The sequence below is a fragment of the Citrobacter sp. Cf116 genome, assembly GCF_030336505.1.
Taxonomy (GTDB): domain Bacteria; phylum Pseudomonadota; class Gammaproteobacteria; order Enterobacterales; family Enterobacteriaceae; genus Citrobacter; species Citrobacter freundii.
The window spans coordinates 211,723-231,801 of sequence record NZ_JAOWEQ010000037.1 but is presented as its reverse complement, the minus strand read 5'-3'; the positions used below and the strand labels follow the sequence as shown (position 1 = coordinate 231,801).

Sequence of the window (20,079 nt, the reverse complement as noted above, 5' to 3'; positions counted from 1 at the left end):
CCCCGGAATTTTATTGAATAGCCACTTCAGTTTCAGTATCAAAGAAATGGCATTTCGCCATATCAAAATGAATAGTGATGTTTTCTCCTGCGTGATAATCATTCACTGCCCCAGCACGGACCACTAACTCATGCCCCCCAACAATGGTATAAAGCATAAATTCAGCGCCAGTTAATTCTGCAACGCTAATTTTTGCCGGTACACTATTTTCATTATTAAGCTGCGGAAGTATATCTTCAGGGCGAATTCCCAGCGTGACCGCCTGATGTTCATAACCCTGTGCTTTTAATTGTGCTAATTTATTCTCTGGAATCGTTAATTTTAGTGTTTCAGTAACAAACTTATCACCGTCAATCGCGCCACGAATAAAGTTCATGGCCGGTGAGCCAATAAATCCTGCGACAAACATATTTGCTGGGTGGTTATAAACTGTTTTCGGCGCACCAACCTGCTGAACAATACCATCCTTCATAATCACAATACGCGTCGCCATCGTCATGGCTTCTGTTTGATCGTGGGTAACATATATCATGGTGGTATTGAGTTTCTGATGCAGCTTGCTGATTTCTGCCCGCATCTGTACGCGAAGTTTGGCATCGAGATTCGATAAGGGTTCATCCATCAGGAAGACCCCTGCCTCACGAACAATCGCACGCCCCAGTGCCACACGTTGACGCTGACCACCGGATAACGCACCCGGTTTACGTTGCAGATAATCGCGCAGGCCAAGGATTTGCGCCGCCCAGTTGACACGTTCCTCAATCACGGCAGGGGCAATTTTCTGCATTTTCAGGCCAAACGCCATGTTGTCATAGACTGTCATGTGCGGGTACAACGCGTAGTTCTGAAAGACCATCGCAATGTTGCGCGATTTCGCCGGCACATCGTTCATCCGTTTACCGTCAATCAGCAGATCGCCACCGCTGATCTCCTCCAGACCGGCGATCATGCGCAACGTCGTTGATTTCCCACAGCCTGAAGGGCCAACAAAAACAATAAACTCTTTGTCTTCAATTTCCAGATTGAAGTCTTTAACGACGTGTACCTGGTTGTCGTAAATTTTTTGAATGTGTTGCAACGAAAGCTGTGCCATGTTGAATCCTTTACTTGTCGTGTTGCCAAAGAGCCGATAAGCACGGCCACGTCAGAAATTCGGTTGAAGGAAGTTGCAAGCTTGCTCCGTTCAGCCCCGTACCAATGCCAACAGAGAGCATGCCGCAGGCGTTGATCGCATCAATACCCGCCTGAGCATCTTCTATGCCAATACACTGCCGCGGGTCAGCGCCAAGGCCCGCACAGGCTGCCAGAAAAATCTCCGGATCCGGTTTCGAGCGAGAAATTAGCGCGGCATCCGCACAGAAATCAAAATAAGATTTAAGATCAAGCGCTTGTAAAATCGCAGAGGCATTGAGCGACACAGAGGCCAGCCCCACCGGAATCCGCTCTTCCCGCAACGTCATCAGCAGCTCACGTATTCCCGGCAATACCGAGTTCACCGTCAACTGGCGCAAAGAATGGACATACAGTCTGTTTTTTCTCTCGGCCAATTGTGCGCAAACCTCAGGTGTAAACTCCCCCGCTTTCCCGCCATATTGCAAAATACGCTGTAGCGATTCGCCGCGACTAATCCCTTTCAGGCTGTCATTAAATGCCTCGTCAATCGCAATCCCTATTTCACCGGCTACCTGCCGCCAGGCGAGAAAATGCAAATGTGCAGTGTCGGTAATCACGCCATCTAAATCAAAAATGATGGCCTGTGGTTTGAGGATCATTCATCGCCCCCTTTCATGGTAGCGGTCCCATAAGTGGGCGAAATAATGGCGTCATTGCAGATAACTATCTCCCCCTGAACAGAGATCTTTTCCCCTTTTACCCAAAGAGTAATCTGCTCGGCGCTGTTAATGCGGATTTCAGTTGCATTGATGGTTACCTGCAAATCGATACCCTGCCAGCGCAGTGGGAAAGACAGTTTTTGCCAATGTTCCGGTAATGCAGGGGCAAGATGTAACTCCCCATGGCGAACATTCACTCCGGCAAATCCCTGGATAGCGCCCAACCAGATTGCGCCCGTTGCCGCCGCATGAATACCATCATCGCAGCTGTGCGGGTCATCCCCGAGATCGATTAGCGAACCTTCGCGCCAAAACCGATATCCCTGAGCCGAATCACCACAACGCGCAGCCACAATCCCGTGAATCGCCTTACTCAAAGAGGAGTCGTGAATCGTACGTGGCTCGTAATAACGCAGGTTAGCCAGACAGGTTTGCGGGCTAAATTGCTCCGGCAACATGTAGGTCAGCATCACGACATCAGCCTGTTTAAGAATTTGCATCTCATTGACTTCTGCACGGGAGTAATCGAGCAAAATGGTCTGCTTGCCCGCTTTGGCTTTGTACTGCGACAGATCGATAACCGGTTTGTTCAGGAAGGTATCATCCTGAGGAAGCACGCCATCGGGCTGCACTTCCGGTCGCCAGAGATACTGTAAAAAATGCTCTGCGCGATGAATAAACGTGCCATCGCCACAGCCCAACCGACGGGCAAAACCCAGCGCCTGCTCTACGTTGTACCAGGCCATGTAGTTGGTGAACGCATTGTTGTTCACATGCTCAGTGTATTCATCCGGGCCAATCACATCGTGGATCTCTAAACGATCGTTGACCATGACAGCCCTGCTAATCCAGAACTTCGCCGTTTCCAGCAGCAGCGTCATGCCCTCTCGGGTCATGAAGTTTAGATCCCCTGTGACATGCCAGTAATTGATTACCGCCCAGGCAACATCCGCCACGAGGTGATGTTCAGCCTGTGCGGAGGCCACTTTTTGCCGCAGCCCGGTACGGATGTTGATCGCCGCGAATTCAGGCGTTTCCTCATCACCGCTGCGAGCGCTTTCCCACGGGAACAGCGCGCCTTGCCAACCGTTACGGCGGGCTTTCTCACGCGCGCCCGGCAAATTATGCCAGCGGTAACGCAATAGACCTCTCGCGGTTTTCGGTTCGGTAAACAAGTGAAACGGTAACAAAAAGACCTCAGTATCCCAGAAGATGTGGCCTTTATACCCTTCACCCGTCAGACCTTTGGCCGCAATACTGCTGCGCTCATCATGGTCTGGGGTCATCACACGCAGATGATAGAGGGCATAGTCCAGCGCGCGCTGATCGCTAATATCAGAGCTGGTAACCTGAACGCGACGAGTTTGCCACCAGGCATGCCAGTTGGCGCTCGACTCAGCCAACAGAGCGTCATATCCCTGTTTCGCGCATGCTTCAATGTTACGCAGCGACTGGCGTCCCCAGGTCTCAAGCGACAGATTGCGTTCGCTCGTCCAGTCAACCCAACTCATTTTCGTCAGCGTGACGCGCTGCCCGGCTTGCGCCTTCACGGTGTTGTGTTGTAACAACCGACGTTCTTTCGCGGTGAAGCAGCGCTGCGCTGCGCCGTCGACGTCACAATATGAGGTGATCGCGATATCGTTGCGATTGTCCTGGGTTGTGTAAATGCCCTGCAGAAGATGCTGACCAAATACTCTAATCTGTGTTTCATCCAGATGCTGACGACCATGATTGGTGATCGTGGCATCAATACCGGTTGAGATACCAATGCTGGCATCGGCATCCAGTGGCGTTACGACCACTTCCATAGCAAACAGCGGCAGCTTCTGTGCCGAGACAAACCGCCGACTCTCAATAGCGAAACGCGCCCCGCCAGGTGCATGCCAGATAAACGCACGGCGCAATTCCCCGCTGGCAAAATCCAGTTCGCGATGCCAGCTTCCAATCACGCCGCTGGTTAGCGAGAAAATCTCGCCATTAAGCGTGATCTCCACTCCGACTACATCGGGTAGATTAACCAGTTCATTAATTTCGCCTTTACCCGCACGGTGATACAACCCAGCCAGATACATGCCGCGAGTCTGTAAGGTGTAAGCTTCCTCGTGGCTGGCGCGAATTCCCATATACCCGTTACCGGTCGTCATGAGTGACGCATATTTATTCAGGCTATGTGGGCAAAAAGCCGGTTCAGTTAGCATTACTGGCTTCTTCATAAGTCTACGTAGGTCCCTGTTTCAGCCGATTGGTACAGTGCGGCAACCAGTTGTTGAATAACGACGCCCTGCTCTGCGTCAGCAATAGTGACAGGCTCGCCCCGGACATGGTTAACGAAGGCTTCCATGCTACGATAATGACGGTTGTCATCAGCCATCTCGCGCGCAAGCAGCACGTCAAGCGTACCATCACGGTCGGTGTAAACCTGGGCCGGGAATAACGTCGCCCCCGCCAAATCGCCGCAGAAATTAACGTTCATAATCGATTGTTCAGGAATATTCAGCGCGAAAGAGGTTTCCAGGCGCAGGATACCGCCGTTATGAAATTCAATCGTGCCGAACAAAGAATCCTCCACGGTATATGTAGTGGGATCCCATTTCCCAAACTGACCGCTGTTTTTAAGCGTGCCAATGCGTTGATAGCTGTGCGCGTTAACACGCTTTACCGCCGGGAACCCCAGCACATACATGGCGGCATCAAGCATATGAATACCGAGATCAATCAGCGGCCCGCCGCCCTGCAGTTCTTTGTTGGTAAACACTCCCCAGCCGGGCACGCCGCAGCGGCGCAAAGCGCGGACATTGGTGACATAGATTTCACCCAGAATACCGGCCATCACCTGCTCACGAAGCAGTTGCGTATCCAGCGCAAAACGATGATGAAAATCATAAGCCAGTACTTTTCCCACCCGACGCGCTGTTTTGCACATCTCCAGCGCCTCGTCTGGCGTCATTGCCGGAGGTTTCTCGCACATCACATGGCATCCGGCGTTCAATGCCAACATGGTGTGTTCATAATGAAAGCGATTGGGCGAGCAGATGCTGACGATATCTGGCTTAGCTTCGCGTAGCATCGTTTGCGGATCGTCCCAAACCTGCGGATTACCGTATTTTTCTGCAAACAGCCGCGCCTGTGACAGGCGGCTGTCGCAGACAGCCACCAGTTCCAGATCGTTGCGGGTGCAGTAGTACGAAGCATGAACTTTATCCGCCACCTGCCCGGCGCCAATAATGGCGACACGTAACGGAGCGCTTGTCAGTGCACTTTTCACGGAAATCCTCTTAGCAAGTACGCAGCCAGGTCAGTGACTGACGATACGCTTCCGGCAGGTTCTCTGCCCGTACGCGTCCTTCGTACACAACGTAACCCTGATAATTATCTTCACGCAGTTGATCAAACAGCGCCGTGAAATCCAGCGTACCGCTCCCCGGCTGATAACGATGGTTATCTGCAATATGGACGTGACCCAGCAGATCGCGATTGTCATGCAGCGCCTGTGCCATATCGTCTTCTTCGATATTCATATGGTAAAAATCACCAATGATTTGCACATGCTTCAGGTTGTTTTCCACGATATAGCGGCGGGCATCCGCCAGGGTGTTGATCATATGATCCTGATAGCGATTGAGCGGTTCCAGATACACCACCGTCCCCGTACGCTCGGCAACTTTATCAAGATAACTCAATGAATCACTGACAGCTTTACGATCGCCTTCCAGGCTACGCGGAGAAGCCATCGGCGGTAAGCGGAAGGTAAACATGCCCCATGCAGCCGGTACAATGATGCCTTGCCCACCGACTTCGGCCAGCGCTTCGAGAATGCGGGTAATCTGCTGCAACCCGTTTAAACGACGCTCTTCGATAAAATCACCGATCCAACCGTCATAGCCGCCGCAGACAGTAGTAACGGGCAGGCCCGTTACTGCGATCGCCGCTTTTACTTCCGCAAGATTGTTGACCAGCAATTTGCCGTCAATTTCAAAACCGTCGAATCCCATCTCTTTGATATAACGGAATTTCTCGAGAATATTTTCCGGGAAAAAAGCCTGATTCTGTGTTCCAATTTTCATCTTCTGCATTCCTTAATTAAAACGTCACGCCCATTTTGATGCTCTTTTCCGGATGGCGATCGACATACTGCATATAGCTCTCCGGGCTGTTGGCGAAAGTCACTACCGGGTCAATGAGTTCTTCACAGTCCAGGTAACCGTTCATCAACAGTTCCCAACAGGTTTCCTCGATGCGCTTGCGGCTCCAGCGCGGATAATCTGGATTCGGTTCACTGCAGGCGCGAGAGAAGACAATTTTGGCGTTGTTGAAGTGCGCTTCACGCCCCAGGTTGAAACCTTCAGCAAAAGGTTTCGCGAAAGCGACATAGGAAATGGTTCCACCATAGGCCAGACCGCGTAACGCCGACTGCAGCGCATCTGCATAGCCGCTGGTTTCGATGATCACATCTGAGCCCTGCTTACCGGTCAGCTTCTTAATTTCCATGCCTACATCGGTGTCAATCGGATTCAGACAGAAATCCGCGCCATGGCGACGCGCGATATCGCAGCGATGGGCAATAGGATCGACGCCGATGACCACTGAGGCTCCCGCTTTCTTAGCCAGTTGCACGGCAATCTGGCCAATTGCGCCTAAGCCCACGACGACCACAAAGTCACCGACGCGCACATTGGCGTCGCGCACACCGCTCATGGCGAACTGTGCCGGGTCATAGCACACGGCATTTTTCCACGAACTGCCTTCAGGCATTTTGCGTAGTTTGTAGTTGTTCACCGCATTAAAAATAACCGTTTCTGCCAGAGGACCGTATCCGCAAACTGAATCGCCAACGGCGTATTCGGTCACATCGCTGCCACACTCAATAACATCGCCCACCACCATATTGCCAAGCTGGAATTTACCGAATTCGATTCCGCGTGGAGCCCCTTCCGGACGCGGCATAAACATTTGCCATTCACCGTTAAAATCTTCGTCAATAAACGGGCTGGCAGCACGAAAATCGACCACTTCTGTGCCATGTTTCGGCGCGCCAAATTTAACGCGAACTTTAACTTCATTGGCGGATACCGCTCTGTCTTCATATTCCACCAGCGCTGCAACGCGCGGTTCTGTGGCAACTAACTTCTTCATTTACAACTCCTTAATTAAACTGGCCGCTTAGCCTTTCACGCCGCCAGCGGTCAAACCACTTTTAATAAAACGTTCGGAAAGCGCATACATAATGACCACCGGTAATGCGGTGACTAACGATGCGGCCATCATGCGTCCCCAGATATAGTCAGGTGTACTGAACAGCGCGTTCAGACCGACCGGTAAGGTAAAATTGCTGGCGCTGGAAAGGAAAATCGAAGCAAACAGATAGTCATTCCACGCCACCATAAAGCAGTACACAAAGACCGAAACCAGACCAGACATTGCCAACGGCACGGTAATACGAAAGATGATCTGCAGACGGTTCAACCCATCCATCATCGCGGCTTCTTCGATCTCATCCGGGATGGTGTCGAAATAGCTTTTCAACATGAACACTGCGGTCGGCAGCGTCTGGGTGACCATAGTGATAATCAACGCCATTTCGGTGTCGTAGATGCCGAGTGCCGTAATGATCTTGAATAACGGCACCACCAGCAGGATCCCCGAAAACATATACACCGTGTAAAAACTGGCATTGATGGTCATTCGTCCCTTAAAACGCAGGCGGGAAAGCGCATACGCCCCGAGCACGCCCAGAAATACCGCCACCACCGAAGAAGTCACCGATACCACCAGGCTATTACGGAAGTAGTCAACAAACGGGAAAATCATCGGGTTGAAGATGTCGATGTAATGTTCCAGCGTCCATTGCTGCGGTAACAGCGTCGGATGCAGTGAAATCGCCTCTTTTGCGCTTTTAAATGAGGTCATCAGCATCACAAAAAATGGAAATAGCGTGATGCCCAGGAAGACAATTAATCCACAGTAAAAGCCAATACGGCCAAGCGTGCGCTTATTTGTTGCCATTGAGGTTCACCCGTTTTCTGGTCAGCAGGATAACAGCGAAAATGATGACGAAGAGGACGACAGAGATCGCGGCTGCTTTGCCTAAGTCATTAAATGCAAAGGCTGTTTTATAGAGATAGACCCCGAGAATATCGACTTTAGTGGTCAGCAGATAAACATCGGCGAACATATAAAACATCCAGATCGTACGCAGTGTGACTACGGTCGCCAGTACCGGCATGATCGCTGGCAGCGTGACGATGCGAAACCGTTGCCAGGCGTTCGCGCCGTCCATTTCTGCAGCCTCATACAACGATTTATCAATAGTCTGTAAAATCGCCAGAAACGAGATAAAGGCATAGGGGAAGTAGCGCCAGATGGCGAACAACACGACCAGCGCGAAGCTGCTACCGGGATTGTCGAACCACAGCGGAGCCTGATCGTAGAGATGCAACAGATCCACGCCGAGGTAGTTCACAATGCCGTAGCCGTTGTTGAACATGTATTTCCAGGCAAACACCAGCGAAATTGATGGCGTTACGTAAGAGAGGATGACCAGCGAGCGCGCCGTTTTCCGCAGACGAAACTCACGGTTAAAAAACATCGCCACTCCCAGCCCCAGCACCGTGCTCCCTGCCACAACCAGCGCGGTATACCAGACCGTCATCCACAGCGAATGCCAGAATCCGGGATCGGATAAGATACGGAAATAGTTGCTCAGCCCGACAAACGTAGACTTAATTTGCGGATTAAGCGGCAAACGCATAAAGCTGATTTCGATGTTAGATATCATCGGCCACGCCACTAAACCGCCCAATAACAGCAAGCTGGGCGCCAGCAGCAGCATGGCAAATGGCATATCAGATCGACCTGAAAAGAACTTATTCATCACGGCTTTCCATTTCCCCATTAGCGCTGTTCAACGAGGTCATCCAGTTTTGTCTGGCTTGCCTTGATGGTCGATGAAAGGTCAGCTTTTCCTACCGTGACGTTGTGCACCATGGTACTCACGATGCCGGAGCCGGTTACGTCGCCCATGCGGGTAAAGTTCTTATCACCGACGGCGCCAAAGACCTGAATATTTGGCAGTTCGGCAATCAGTTGATCGGGTAATTCATCCAGCGCTTTGATAACAGCGTTATCTTTCCACGTCGAAGTATTCACCACCGCTTTGTTGACCGGCAGCGCCGCCCCTGGCGACATCATGACCCAGTCCGCAATGTTGTCTGCCTGCTCCATAAAGGTGACAAATTTCTCTGCCGCTTCTGTTTCTTCGGTTTTTTGACCTGCGGTAATGGTCAGCGACGTCAGCATGCCGTAAACAGCGGAATTTTTTTCCGTCGGCACCATAAAGCCAACATTTTTAGGATCGCCCTCTTTGATCACCGCCGGGAGGATATAGGTGGAATAAATCGCCATTGGCGCCGTGCCGTTCATGAAAGCATCTTTGACTTCCATGATGTCGTTCGAGCCAGGCATAGTGTTCATGGCAAGTTGGCGGTAATACTGCAACGCCTGCGCCATTTCAGGTGTGTCGAGCGTAATCTTTCCCTGCGCATTAAAAACGTTGGCCTGGTTAGAGAGCGCAAACTGGGAGAATGACTGTTCGGTCAAAACGCTTTCTGCCGTAGGCAGCGCAATGCCGTATTTCTTACTGCCAGGATTGTTGAGCTTCTGCGCCACGTTTAGCAATTGCTGCCAGTCTTTTGGCTCTTCCAGTCCGGCTTTTGCCAGCACATCTTTGCGGTACCAGATCCCGCCAATCCAGGCGCTGACCGGAACCCCGGTCCATGCACTACCGTCTTCAGTGCGTACAATACGCAGGACGCCATCATAAAAAGTACCCTCACCTACGCCGTTGATGACCTGCGCTACCGCTTTACGGTCGATGAGGGATTCTTTATCCATAACTTTCGCGTAGTCATGGCTGGTTTCGATGACTTCAGGTAGTGAAGCGCTGCGCGCCAGAGTGATGACCTTGGTGTTGTAAGCATCTTCTTCCACAGGAACCTGTTTGACGCTGATGCCCGGGTTTTCTTTTTCAAAACGCTCAATCAGTTTTGCAATGACCGCCTGCCGCTCCTGCTCAACAGAAGAGTGCATAAATTCAATCGCGACAGAGGACTTTTTATCATCCTTACACCCGGAAACCAGGGCGCAGGAAACCAGTGCTGAAATCAGCACAATTTTAGCTTTAAGCATGAAATGTTCCTTTTTATTACTTAACCCACATGACCTGCCAGGCGTACAACGTTAATTCCTTACCGGAAATAGTTTTACCGTCAATCAAATCAACTCCATTTTCAATATCAATACGAATGGTTTGAGTATGACCGCTGACATTAAATAACCCGGTAATTTTCTCACCTGTTTCCGCCGTACGTTTAATTTGCATTACGGCCGGTGTAATACTGCTAATTTGAAAATCACTATCAGGATGAAATGCTTTATTATTACGACGTATTACAATTAGTCGGGATAACTCATGATAAATAGCGTGACGCAAACTGGTTTCATCTGCCAGCTCCGCTTCTATTTGTCTCACCTGATATTTTTTGCGGTTGATCGCGCGGTTATAACCGAACGTCTCAACACCTTTATAATCATTGCGTGAGCCAAGTATGCTTTGAATGTAAACCGCCGGCACGCCTGGAAAACTCAGCAAAATGGCATGTGCGAGAATAAAGCGAGAAAACCGTTCGGCATCGCTACAATTATCAGGGGTTAGCGCATCCATATATGTCACGTTAATTTCATACGGACTGCGACTGCCATCAGGGTTATTTTTCCAGTTAACCAGCGCACCTTCCTGTTGTAGTTCTGTCACCAGCCGCATGATCTCGTCTTCAGGCAACAAACCGCGTAATGGATTGAGACCAATGCCATCATGCGATGCGAGAAAATTAAACCAGGTCGTCTCACCAGACGGCAGCTCCAGTGATTGCGCCCACTGGCACAATATCGACGTGTCCTGGCGTTGTACCGCATGCAGCACCAGCGGCGGCAGCGAGAACTGGTACACCATATGCGCTTCATCATGGCCATTACCGTAGTAGGACACGTTATCCTTATGCGGGACGTTGGTTTCGGTAATAATCGCCGTACCAGGCGCCGCGCAGTCCGCAATAGCGCGGAATAGTTTGATAAGCTGATGCGTTTTTTCCAGATGAATACAGCTCGTTCCAGGTTCTTTCCACATAAAGCCAACCGCATCCAGGCGAACATAATCTGCGCCCTGCTCAAGATAGCTCAGCAGCACATCGACCATCGCCAGTAACACCACCGGGTTGGCATAGTTGAGATCGATCTGGTCATCGCTGAACGTCGTCCATAAATGGCGCACGGTGTTATCTTTAAGCGTAAATGGAGTCAGTAGCGGTAATGCGCGTGGACGTGTGACGTTGCTCAGGTCCGTATCAGGATCCATTGTAATAAAGAAATTTTCATAACCGTCAAGCTGTTGCAGATAATTATTAAACCACTCGCTTTTAGCTGACATATGGTTACAAACAAAATCAAACATCAGTCGACTGGACTCACCTAATTCCTTAATATCATTCCAGTCACCGGTTTCTTCGGCAACCTGATGGTAATTAATCACGGAAAAACCATCATCCGATGACCACGGATAAAATGGCAGAAGATGCACATGAGAAAATGTCGACTTAAGCCATTCATTATAAAACTGATTAAACGTCGGCAACGGTTTTTTACCAACCCCGTGGAATTGATCGGCGTAGGTAATAAGCACCACATCGCCCTCATCCCAATGCGCTTTACGGATTTTTTTAATTAATCTCTGTGATTTCTCTAAACGTGCAAACAGCGCTTCATAGTGGCATGAAGTAAATGTATGACCATAAACTTCTGTCAGGCATTTTTGGATTTTTTGGTTCACCTTCGATTCTCGTGGTAGCGGTCCCATGAACCAAGAGACTACTCTGCGTAAAATAAGCTGTCAATTAGCTGAGGTGGTCTGAAGGGGGGTAAAAAAAGAATTTTGGCAGCCAAAAAATCGTATTTGTGAGCTGCCGCAAATTAACTGAGGGAATGTTGATTAATTGTTGCTTGCTTTTACTGATTCAAATATCAGGTTCGATTACCGGAATATCGTTTCGACAATTTTGCCGCAGCCCGACTCAACACAGGTTCCAGAACCAACGCCAGCAGCATTTTTAGCGGGCGTCGGGCGACGGATTTCACCGCCCACCCTGCTACCCCCGCCGGGCCGTAGCGAAGCGCCGTTAAAAGCACCAGCTTACCTGCTATTTTAAAGCCCGGCTTAACCCTTTGCCCGGCACGTTGCCAGCGATTGTTCATTTCTAACCTCACAATTGGCGGAAACGACTACGTAAGGAAAAAGTATCGGACGTCACATAACGTTCCATTTCACGCAAACGCTTTTCACTAGCCGCCAGCTCGCGATCGACGGCATCCAACAGCTCACCGCTTGATGGCTGCTGCTCGCCGGAAACCACATTATCCGGCATCGGATCCAATACAAACGTCAGCACGATGTAAGCGACGAAGGTGAAAAAGGCCAGACCAAAAAAGACTGACAGCACCACCAGGATCCGTACCAGCTTCACAGGCACATCGAGATAATGCGCAATACCCGCACAAACCCCCTTCACCATGCCCTGCTGCGGAATACGCCACAGTTTTTTGTTCAGATTAACGCCTCCCATTAGCGGTCCCTCCAGTTTGGATGTTCAGCATCAAGGATGTCTTCCAGCGCCTGAATGCGCTCACGCATCCGCTGTGCGTCATCGTTGAGTTCGACCAGACGTTGCTGTTCACTTTGCGACAGTTCGCCACGACTGGAACGGTTGCTGTAATGCAGCCAGAGCCAAATCGGTAAAACAAACAGCACAAAGATGGTTAACGGGATAGCCAGAAATAGCGCGCTCATGAGTACTCCTTACAGGTGATGAGCGGCGGCGCGATCGGGCACCGCCAGATGTTATTATTGCTTGTCTTGCTGCATTTTGGCTTTAAGTTGCGCCAGCTGCTCGCTGATTTCATCATCTGCTTTCAGGTCAGCAAATTGCTGATCCAGGGACTTCTGTTTACCGAAATTATGGCTTTCAGCCTCAGCTTCCATCTGATCGATACGACGCTCGAAAGATTCAAAGCGCGCCATCGCTTCATCAAGTTTACCGCTGTCCAGTTGACGACGAACATCACGTGAAGAACTCGCTGCCTGATGACGTAGTATCAGCGCCTGCTGACGAGCACGGGTTTCACTGAGTTTATTTTCCAGCTCACCAATCTCTTTTTTCATACGCGCCAGCGTATCGTCAACCAGCGTGACTTCATGCTCCAGAGAAGCAATCAGGTCAGTCAATTTCTGTTTTTCGATTAACGCAGAACGCGCCAAATCTTCTTTCTCTTTGCGCAGCGCCAGCTCAGCTTTTTCTTGCCACTCTGCCTGTTGCGCGCTGGCCTGTTCGATACGACGAGATAATTGTTTCTTTTCTGCCAGAGCGCGTGCGGAGTTTGAACGCACCTCAACCAGCGTATCTTCCATTTCCTGGATCATTAACCGCACCAGCTTCTGCGGATCTTCAGCCTTTTCCAGCAACGCATTAATGTTGGCGTTCACGATGTCGGCAAAACGAGAAAAAATACCCATAATGTAATCCTCACTTACTGTTCTGATATCGGGCTATGCCCTGCTGATTTCGTAATGCACTTGGCGTGCCAACTTTTTATCTAATTGATTTTAATAATTATATCTAATTTTACCTGGCGAGAGAATTAGGGTAAATTGGTGAATAACACTAACAAATGGTGAATTTCATCATGGCAGGATACAAAGACAATCTTCTGGGTGAAGCAAACAGCTTTATTGAAGTGCTGGAGCAGGTTTCTCATCTGGCACCGCTGGATAAGCCTGTCCTGGTTATCGGTGAGCGAGGTACTGGGAAAGAGCTTATTGCCAACCGCCTGCACTATCTGTCCACCCGTTGGCAAGGCCCGTTTATTTCGCTTAACTGCGCAGCGCTCAACGAGAATTTGCTTGATTCCGAACTGTTTGGTCACGAAGCAGGTGCCTTTACCGGCGCTCAAAAACGCCATCCTGGACGTTTCGAACGCGCCGACGGCGGTACGCTGTTTCTCGATGAACTGGCAACCGCCCCGATGTTGGTGCAGGAAAAATTGCTGCGCGTTATTGAATATGGAGAGCTGGAACGTGTTGGCGGCAGCCAGCCGTTGCAGGTTAACGTACGACTTGTTTGTGCAACCAATGCCGACTTACCTCGCATGGTCAACGAAGGTACTTTTCGCGCGGACCTGCTGGATCGTCTGGCCTTTGACGTAGTGCAACTCCCACCGTTACGCGAACGCCAAAGCGACATAATGTTAATGGCCGAGCATTTTGCTATTCAGATGTGCCGCGAGATCGGGTTACCACTGTTTCCAGGGTTTAGTGCCGAAGCCAGAGAAACGCTCCTCCACTACCGTTGGCCGGGCAATATTCGTGAACTGAAAAACGTCGTGGAGCGATCCGTTTATCGACATGGGACCAGTGATTACCCGCTGGATGAGATAATCATTGACCCCTTCCGCCGCCATGTCGTGGAATCTCAGGTGCAGGAAGCAAAACCAGCATCTGTAGCATTACCGCTGGATCTGCGTGAATTCCAACAACAACAAGAGAAAGACTTTCTACAAACCAGCTTACAGCAGGCAAAATTTAATCAGAAAAAAGCCGCTGAATTACTGGGTCTGACTTATCATCAGCTACGAGCCTTGCTGAAGAAACACCAGATTTAATGCACATTTGTCGACGTGATATTGGATGGTTTGACGTATAACGTTAAAACAGCTTAACATCCCAGTAATACTGTATAAAAAAACAGGCACATTATTATGGCTCTGGCATTAATTGGTGAAAAAATTGACAGAAACCGCTTCACCGGTGAAAAAGTTGAAAATAGCACTTTTTTTAACTGTGATTTTTCGGGTGCCGACCTTAGCGGTACTGAATTTATCGGCTGTCAGTTCTATGATCGAGAAAGCCAGAAAGGGTGCAATTTCAGTCGCGCAATACTGAAAGATGCCATTTTTAAAAGCTGTGATTTATCCATGGCGGATTTTCGCAACGTCAGTGCGTTGGGCATAGAAATTCGCCACTGCCGCGCACAGGGTGCAGATTTTCGCGGCGCAAGTTTCATGAATATGATCACCACGCGCACCTGGTTTTGCAGCGCATATATCACTAATACCAATCTAAGCTACGCCAACTTTTCGAAGGCCGTGCTTGAAAAGTGCGAATTGTGGGAAAATCGCTGGATGGGAACTCAGGTGCTGGGTGCGACGTTGAGTGGTTCCGATCTCTCCGGTGGCGAGTTTTCGTCGTTCGACTGGCGGACGGCAAATTTCACGCACTGTGATTTGACCAATTCAGAACTGGGTGATTTAGATATTCGGGGCGTCGATTTACAAGGTGTCAAATTGGACAGCTATCAGGCCGTATTGCTCATGGAACGTCTTGGCATCGCTGTCATTGGCTAACCGCTTACGCATTTTATCATCGCGTCGAAACCATAACCGATTACACCAAGGCTCACATCCTGCGCCTCGTTTATTGCGGGTCAGATGGGTCATGAAAATGCTAAGATAGTTAATAGAGTATATTCAAAGTGGATGGCGGGTATGAATTTTGACCATACCGCGATGTTGAAATCGTGGTTATCACCCCTGCTGCTCCCTAAAACAAACGGTAATGGCAAATGTCATTAAGTATTAGTAAGATAGCCTCTTTATATAATCCATTAAAATTATGCGCCTGGTTTTATCATCTCTGATCGTGATGGCTGGATTTCTGAGTGGTCAGGCTGCTGCTGCGCCTGAGCAAGCTTCGCACGCTGATATCCGTGACAGTGGGTTTGTCTATTGCGTCAGCGGGCAGGTCAATACGTTCAACCCGCAAAAAACGAGCAGTGGTCTCATTGTCGACACGTTAGCGGCCCAATTGTATGACCGACTGCTTGATGTAGATCCCTACACCTATCGACTGGTGCCTGAGCTGGCTGAAAGCTGGGAGGTGCTGGATAACGGCGCAACCTACCGCTTCCATCTGCGTCGTGACGTACAGTTTCAAAAGACCGCCTGGTTCACTCCCACCCGCAAACTGAATGCAGACGATGTGGTGTTTACCTTCGAGCGCATCTTTGATCGCCACCATCCGTGGCACAATGTGAACGGCAGCAATTTCCCCTACTTCGACAGCCTGCAGTTCGCCGATAACGTCCAAAGTGTGCGCAAACTGGACAACAACACCGTTGAATTCCGCTTAACTCAACCTGATGCCTCTTTTATGTGGCATCTTGCCACACACTATGCCTCCGTAATGTCGGCGGAATATGCGGCTAACCTGGCAAAACAGGATCGTCAGGAACTGCTCGACAGACAACCTGTCGGCACAGGACCGTACCAACTTTCGGAGAATCGTGCCGGCCAATATATTCGGTTGCAGCGGCATGAAAAATTCTGGCGTGGCACTCCTCTGATGCCGCAGGTGGTAGTGGACCTCGGTTCTGGCGGAACCGGACGGTTATCAAAGTTACTGACCGGCGAATGTGACGTTTTAGCCTGGCCTGCCGCCAGCCAGCTCAGCATATTGCGTGATGACCCTCGCCTGCGTCTGACGCTGCGCCCGGGGATGAACATTGCCTATCTGGCGTTCAACACCAATAAACCGCCGTTGAATAACCCTGCCGTGCGGCATGCGCTGGCGCTAGCGATCAACAACCAACGGTTAATGCAGTCTATCTACTACGGGACGGCAGAAACCGCGGCATCTATTTTGCCTCGCGCCTCGTGGGCTTATGATAACGAAGCTAAAATTACAGAGTACAACCCGGCAAAATCGCGCGAGCAGTTAAAAGCACTGGGGCTGGAGAATCTGACGTTACAACTTTGGGTCCCTACCAGCTCTCAGGCCTGGAACCCCAGTCCGCTGAAAACCGCAGAGCTGATTCAGGCAGATATGGCTCAGGTGGGTGTGAAAGTGAAGATCATCCCGGTAGAAGGCCGTTTTCAGGAGGCAAGATTAATGGATATGAACCATGATCTGACGTTATCCGGCTGGGCGACGGACAGTAACGATCCTGACAGTTTTTTCCGGCCGTTGCTCAGCTGTGCCGCCATCAATTCACAGACCAACTTTGCCCACTGGTGTAATCCGCAGTTTGACAGCATTCTGCGCAAAGCCCTCTCTTCGCAGCAGCTTTCATCGCGAATTGATGCCTATGACGAAGCGCAAAATATTCTTGCGCAAGAGTTACCGATCCTGCCGCTGGCCTCTTCACTGCGTCTACAGGCTTACCGCTACGACATCAAAGGGCTGGTGCTCAGTCCGTTCGGCAATTCCTCTTTTGCCGGGGTATCCCGGGAAAAGAAAGATGAGGTGAAAAAACCATGATTATCTTCACCCTGCGTCGATTTTTGTTGCTGCTGGTCACCCTGTTCTTTCTGACCTTTATTGGATTCAGCCTGAGCTACTTCACACCTCATGCGCCTTTACAGGGCGCATCGTTGTGGAACGCCTGGGTATTCTGGTTCAATGGTCTCATTCACTGGGATTTCGGCGTATCCAGTATCAACGGTCAGTTGATCTCAGAACAGCTGAAAGAGGTGTTCCCGGCCACAATGGAACTGTGCATTCTTGCCTTTGGTTTTGCACTAATGGTCGGGATCCCCGTTGGTATGCTGGCAGGCATCACGCGCAACAAATGGCAGGATCGTTGCATCAGCGCATTGGCTCTGATGGGGTTTTCTATCCCCGTTTTTTGGCTGGCTCTGCTGCTGACATTGCTCTTCTCACTGACCCTCGGCTGGTTACCCGTTTCCGGGCGTTTTGATCTTCTCTACGAGGTGAAACCCGTTACCGGTTTTGCCATTATTGATGCGTGGATCTCCGATTCACCCTGGCGCGATGAAATGCTGGTCAGCGCTATCCGTCATATGGTGCTCCCGGTGCTAACGCTCTCCGTTGCGCCCACCACCGAAGTCATTCGCCTGATGCGTATCAGCACCATTGAGGTCTTTGATCAGAACTACGTCAAAGCGGCGGCCACACGCGGTTTGTCACGCTTAACGATTCTGCGCCGTCACGTTCTGCACAACGCCCTCCCGCCGGTGATCCCACGCCTGGGCTTACAGTTTTCCACCATGCTGACGCTGGCGATGATCACCGAGATGGTCTTTAGCTGGCCTGGTCTTGGCCGTTGGTTGATTAACGCGATTCGCCAGCAGGATTACGCGGCGATTTCAGCGGGCGTTATGGTGATTGGCTCACTGGTTATCATCGTCAACGTTATCTCTGATATTTTGGGTGCTATGGCTAACCCTCTGAAACATAAGGAATGGTATGCCTTACGATAGCGTCTATAGCGAAAAACGCCCGCCAGGTACGTTGCGCACCGCATGGCGCAATTTCTATGGTGATGCAACTGCGATGATCGGCCTGTACGGCTGCGCGGGATTGGCTGTTTTGTGTATTTTTGGTGGTTGGTTTGCCCCTTACGGCATCGATCAGCAATTTCTCGGCTATCAGCTTTTACCGCCGTCATGGTCACGCTATGGCGAAGTCTCTTTCTTCCTCGGAACTGACGATCTGGGACGGGACGTTTTAAGTCGTCTGCTGAGCGGCGCGGCCCCGACCGTTGGAGGCGCGTTTGTCGTCACTCTTGCCGCCACACTGTGTGGCCTTGTATTGGGCGTAGTTGCCGGTGCGACGCACGGCTTGCGCTCCGCAGTGCTGAACCACATTCTGGACACCCTGCTGTCGATCCCTTCTCTGCTGCTGGCGATTATTGTGGTGGCCTTTGCCGGACCGCATCTGACACACGCCATGTTTGCGGTCTGGCTGGCGTTGCTGCCGCGCATGGTGCGCTCCGTTTACAGCATGGTGCATGACGAGCTGGAGAAAGAATACGTCATTGCCGCTCGCCTGGATGGTGCAACCACACTGAATATTCTGTGGTTTGCCGTTCTGCCGAATATTACCGCCGGTCTGATTACTGAAATCACCCGCGCACTGTCGATGGCGATTCTGGATATCGCCGCGCTGGGTTTTCTCGACCTTGGCGCACAGCTGCCATCCCCGGAATGGGGGGCCATGCTCGGTGACGCGCTGGAGCTGATTTATGTCGCACCGTGGACGGTCATGCTGCCAGGCGCAGCAATTATGATAAGCGTGCTGCTGGTTAACCTACTGGGTGACGGCGTGCGCCGCGCAATTATTGCGGGGGTGGAATAATGCCATTACTGGATATCCGCAACCTGACGATTGAATTCAGAACCGGTGACGACTGGGTTAAGGCAGTCGATCGCGTCAGCATGACCCTCAACGAGGGTGAAATCCGCGGGCTGGTCGGCGAGTCGGGTTCCGGCAAAAGTCTGATCGCTAAGGCCATTTGCGGCGTCGCTAAAGATAACTGGCGCGTAACCGCAGACCGTATGCGTTTTGATGATATCGATCTGCTACGCCTTTCCGCGCGTGAACGACGCAAACTGGTCGGTCATAACGTCTCCATGATCTTTCAGGAGCCACAGTCATGTCTCGATCCGTCTGAGCGGATCGGACGGCAGCTAATGCAAAATATTCCAGCCTGGACTTACAAGGGCCGCTGGTGGCAGCGCATCGGCTGGCGCAAACGCCGTGCGATTGAACTCTTACACCGCGTCGGGATAAAAGACCATAAAGATGCCATGCGCAGCTTCCCGTATGAGCTAACCGACGGCGAATGCCAGAAGGTCATGATCGCTATCGCATTGGCGAATCAGCCGCGTTTGCTGATTGCCGATGAACCGACGAACGCGATGGAGCCAACCACCCAGGCGCAAATTTTCCGTCTGCTAACCCGTCTGAATCAAAACAGCAATACCACCATTTTGTTGATAAGCCATGACCTGCAAATGCTCAGCCAGTGGGCTGACAAAATCAACGTGATGTACTGCGGACAAACGGTGGAAACCGCGCCAAGTAAAGATTTGGTGACCATTCCGCATCATCCTTATACTCAAGCGTTGATTCGCGCTATTCCTGATTTTGGTAGCGCAATGCCGCACAAAAGCCGCCTGAATACCATGCCAGGAGCAATTCCATTGCTGGAACAATTACCCATCGGCTGTCGTCTGGGGCCGCGCTGCCCTTATGCACAACGCGAATGTATTGAAACCCCAAGACTGACCGGAGCAAAGAATCATCTCTACGCCTGTCATTTCCCGCTGAACATGGAGAGAGAGTGAG

20 protein-coding genes are annotated in these 20,079 nt (G+C 50.8%); 6 read left to right on the top strand and 14 right to left on the bottom strand.

Annotated features, from left to right (window positions below):
* Window positions 1-10: 10 nt before the first annotated feature.
* From OGV74_RS10515 to pspA, 14 genes are all read right to left on the bottom strand, one after another.
* Complete coding sequence (locus tag OGV74_RS10515; RefSeq protein WP_110248514.1) at window positions 11-1,093, bottom strand: ABC transporter ATP-binding protein; 1,083 nt, start codon at window positions 1,091-1,093, stop codon at window positions 11-13.
* Between the two features lie 10 nt (window positions 1,094-1,103).
* Window positions 1,104-1,772, bottom strand: a complete 669-nt coding sequence (pgmB, locus tag OGV74_RS10510) for a beta-phosphoglucomutase (protein ID WP_086551275.1) — start codon at window positions 1,770-1,772, stop codon at window positions 1,104-1,106.
* Window positions 1,769-4,045 (bottom strand): glycoside hydrolase family 65 protein, encoded by a 2,277-nt coding sequence (locus OGV74_RS10505; protein WP_286520778.1) that lies wholly within the window; start codon window positions 4,043-4,045, stop codon window positions 1,769-1,771. Before OGV74_RS10505 ends, pgmB begins: the two co-directional genes overlap by 4 nt.
* Entirely contained in the window at window positions 4,042-5,097 is a 1,056-nt protein-coding gene (ycjS, locus tag OGV74_RS10500) for a D-glucoside 3-dehydrogenase (RefSeq protein ID WP_286520776.1), read from the bottom strand. The genes OGV74_RS10505 and ycjS overlap by 4 nt, the downstream gene beginning before the upstream one ends.
* A gap of 10 nt (window positions 5,098-5,107) precedes the next feature.
* Window positions 5,108-5,896 carry a 3-dehydro-D-guloside 4-epimerase gene (gene ycjR, locus OGV74_RS10495; RefSeq protein WP_286520773.1) on the bottom strand — a complete coding sequence of 263 codons (789 nt, stop codon included), beginning with the start codon at window positions 5,894-5,896 and terminating at the stop codon, window positions 5,108-5,110.
* A 16-nt stretch (window positions 5,897-5,912) separates the two neighbouring features.
* The gene (ycjQ, locus tag OGV74_RS10490) at window positions 5,913-6,965 is read right to left on the bottom strand and encodes a D-guloside 3-dehydrogenase (protein WP_286520772.1); all 1,053 of its coding nucleotides are present in this window, start codon (window positions 6,963-6,965) and stop codon (window positions 5,913-5,915) included.
* Between the two features lie 27 nt (window positions 6,966-6,992).
* Window positions 6,993-7,835: a carbohydrate ABC transporter permease gene (locus OGV74_RS10485; protein ID WP_003020474.1), complete on the bottom strand. Its 843-nt coding sequence runs from the start codon at window positions 7,833-7,835 to the stop codon at window positions 6,993-6,995.
* Window positions 7,822-8,703 carry a carbohydrate ABC transporter permease gene (locus OGV74_RS10480; RefSeq protein WP_137348533.1) on the bottom strand — a complete coding sequence of 294 codons (882 nt, stop codon included), beginning with the start codon at window positions 8,701-8,703 and terminating at the stop codon, window positions 7,822-7,824. Before OGV74_RS10480 ends, OGV74_RS10485 begins: the two co-directional genes overlap by 14 nt.
* A 20-nt stretch (window positions 8,704-8,723) precedes the next feature.
* Window positions 8,724-10,016, bottom strand: coding sequence for an ABC transporter substrate-binding protein (locus tag OGV74_RS10475; protein ID WP_286520768.1), 1,293 nt, complete (start codon window positions 10,014-10,016; stop codon window positions 8,724-8,726).
* Window positions 10,017-10,032: 16 nt separating this feature from the next.
* On the bottom strand, window positions 10,033-11,739 hold the full coding sequence (locus OGV74_RS10470; RefSeq protein WP_286520766.1) for a sugar phosphorylase: 1,707 nt from the start codon (window positions 11,737-11,739) through the stop codon (window positions 10,033-10,035).
* A gap of 164 nt (window positions 11,740-11,903) precedes the next feature.
* Window positions 11,904-12,134 carry a phage shock protein PspD gene (pspD, locus tag OGV74_RS10465; RefSeq protein ID WP_003020493.1) on the bottom strand — a complete coding sequence of 77 codons (231 nt, stop codon included), beginning with the start codon at window positions 12,132-12,134 and terminating at the stop codon, window positions 11,904-11,906.
* An 8-nt stretch (window positions 12,135-12,142) separates the two neighbouring features.
* Window positions 12,143-12,502, bottom strand: coding sequence for an envelope stress response membrane protein PspC (pspC, locus tag OGV74_RS10460; protein ID WP_003020497.1), 360 nt, complete (start codon window positions 12,500-12,502; stop codon window positions 12,143-12,145).
* Window positions 12,502-12,726, bottom strand: coding sequence for an envelope stress response membrane protein PspB (gene pspB / locus OGV74_RS10455; protein ID WP_003020509.1), 225 nt, complete (start codon window positions 12,724-12,726; stop codon window positions 12,502-12,504). Before pspB ends, pspC begins: the two co-directional genes overlap by 1 nt.
* A 54-nt stretch (window positions 12,727-12,780) precedes the next feature.
* Window positions 12,781-13,449: a phage shock protein PspA gene (gene pspA, locus OGV74_RS10450; RefSeq protein WP_286520764.1), complete on the bottom strand. Its 669-nt coding sequence runs from the start codon at window positions 13,447-13,449 to the stop codon at window positions 12,781-12,783.
* A gap of 155 nt (window positions 13,450-13,604) precedes the next feature.
* On the opposite strand from pspA, the gene pspF reads away from it, so the two are divergent.
* The 6 genes from pspF to sapD all read left to right on the top strand — a co-directional run bounded on the left by pspF (window position 13,605) and on the right by sapD (window position 20,078).
* Window positions 13,605-14,594, top strand: a complete 990-nt coding sequence (gene pspF, locus OGV74_RS10445) for a phage shock protein operon transcriptional activator (protein WP_161958342.1) — start codon at window positions 13,605-13,607, stop codon at window positions 14,592-14,594.
* Between the two features lie 96 nt (window positions 14,595-14,690).
* Entirely contained in the window at window positions 14,691-15,335 is a 645-nt protein-coding gene (locus OGV74_RS10440) for a quinolone resistance pentapeptide repeat protein QnrB60 (RefSeq protein ID WP_063866211.1), read from the top strand.
* A 268-nt stretch (window positions 15,336-15,603) separates the two neighbouring features.
* Window positions 15,604-17,247 carry an ABC transporter substrate-binding protein SapA gene (gene sapA / locus OGV74_RS10430; protein ID WP_003840735.1) on the top strand — a complete coding sequence of 548 codons (1,644 nt, stop codon included), beginning with the start codon at window positions 15,604-15,606 and terminating at the stop codon, window positions 17,245-17,247.
* Window positions 17,244-18,209, top strand: coding sequence for a peptide ABC transporter permease SapB (gene sapB, locus OGV74_RS10425; RefSeq protein ID WP_003020545.1), 966 nt, complete (start codon window positions 17,244-17,246; stop codon window positions 18,207-18,209). The genes sapA and sapB overlap by 4 nt, the downstream gene beginning before the upstream one ends.
* The gene (gene sapC, locus OGV74_RS10420) at window positions 18,196-19,086 is read left to right on the top strand and encodes a peptide ABC transporter permease SapC (protein WP_003020550.1); all 891 of its coding nucleotides are present in this window, start codon (window positions 18,196-18,198) and stop codon (window positions 19,084-19,086) included. The genes sapB and sapC overlap by 14 nt, the downstream gene beginning before the upstream one ends.
* Window positions 19,086-20,078, top strand: a complete 993-nt coding sequence (gene sapD, locus OGV74_RS10415; protein ID WP_003020556.1) for a peptide ABC transporter ATP-binding protein SapD — start codon at window positions 19,086-19,088, stop codon at window positions 20,076-20,078. Before sapC ends, sapD begins: the two co-directional genes overlap by 1 nt.
* Window position 20,079: the final 1 nt, after the last annotated feature.

Excerpts from the sequence above, each read along its gene's own strand:
- ycjQ (WP_286520772.1), bottom strand. The coding sequence starts at position 6,965 with ATGAAGAAGTTAGTTGCCACAGAACCGCGCGTTGCAGCGCTGGTGGAA.
- pspD (WP_003020493.1), bottom strand. The coding sequence starts at position 12,134 with ATGAACAATCGCTGGCAACGTGCCGGGCAAAGGGTTAAGCCGGGCTTT.
- pspC (WP_003020497.1), bottom strand. The coding sequence starts at position 12,502 with ATGGGAGGCGTTAATCTGAACAAAAAACTGTGGCGTATTCCGCAGCAG.
- sapD (WP_003020556.1), top strand. The coding sequence starts at position 19,086 with ATGCCATTACTGGATATCCGCAACCTGACGATTGAATTCAGAACCGGT.
- OGV74_RS10480 (WP_137348533.1), bottom strand. The coding sequence starts at position 8,703 with ATGAATAAGTTCTTTTCAGGTCGATCTGATATGCCATTTGCCATGCTG.
- OGV74_RS10485 (WP_003020474.1), bottom strand. The coding sequence starts at position 7,835 with ATGGCAACAAATAAGCGCACGCTTGGCCGTATTGGCTTTTACTGTGGA.
- sapA (WP_003840735.1), top strand. The coding sequence starts at position 15,604 with ATGCGCCTGGTTTTATCATCTCTGATCGTGATGGCTGGATTTCTGAGT.
- pspB (WP_003020509.1), bottom strand. The coding sequence starts at position 12,726 with ATGAGCGCGCTATTTCTGGCTATCCCGTTAACCATCTTTGTGCTGTTT.
- OGV74_RS10470 (WP_286520766.1), bottom strand. The coding sequence starts at position 11,739 with ATGGGACCGCTACCACGAGAATCGAAGGTGAACCAAAAAATCCAAAAA.
- pgmB (WP_086551275.1), bottom strand. The coding sequence starts at position 1,772 with ATGATCCTCAAACCACAGGCCATCATTTTTGATTTAGATGGCGTGATT.
- sapB (WP_003020545.1), top strand. The coding sequence starts at position 17,244 with ATGATTATCTTCACCCTGCGTCGATTTTTGTTGCTGCTGGTCACCCTG.
- OGV74_RS10440 (WP_063866211.1), top strand. The coding sequence starts at position 14,691 with ATGGCTCTGGCATTAATTGGTGAAAAAATTGACAGAAACCGCTTCACC.
- OGV74_RS10475 (WP_286520768.1), bottom strand. The coding sequence starts at position 10,016 with ATGCTTAAAGCTAAAATTGTGCTGATTTCAGCACTGGTTTCCTGCGCC.
- OGV74_RS10505 (WP_286520778.1), bottom strand. The coding sequence starts at position 4,045 with ATGAAGAAGCCAGTAATGCTAACTGAACCGGCTTTTTGCCCACATAGC.
- ycjR (WP_286520773.1), bottom strand. The coding sequence starts at position 5,896 with ATGAAAATTGGAACACAGAATCAGGCTTTTTTCCCGGAAAATATTCTC.
- OGV74_RS10515 (WP_110248514.1), bottom strand. The coding sequence starts at position 1,093 with ATGGCACAGCTTTCGTTGCAACACATTCAAAAAATTTACGACAACCAG.
- sapC (WP_003020550.1), top strand. The coding sequence starts at position 18,196 with ATGCCTTACGATAGCGTCTATAGCGAAAAACGCCCGCCAGGTACGTTG.
- pspA (WP_286520764.1), bottom strand. The coding sequence starts at position 13,449 with ATGGGTATTTTTTCTCGTTTTGCCGACATCGTGAACGCCAACATTAAT.
- pspF (WP_161958342.1), top strand. The coding sequence starts at position 13,605 with ATGGTGAATTTCATCATGGCAGGATACAAAGACAATCTTCTGGGTGAA.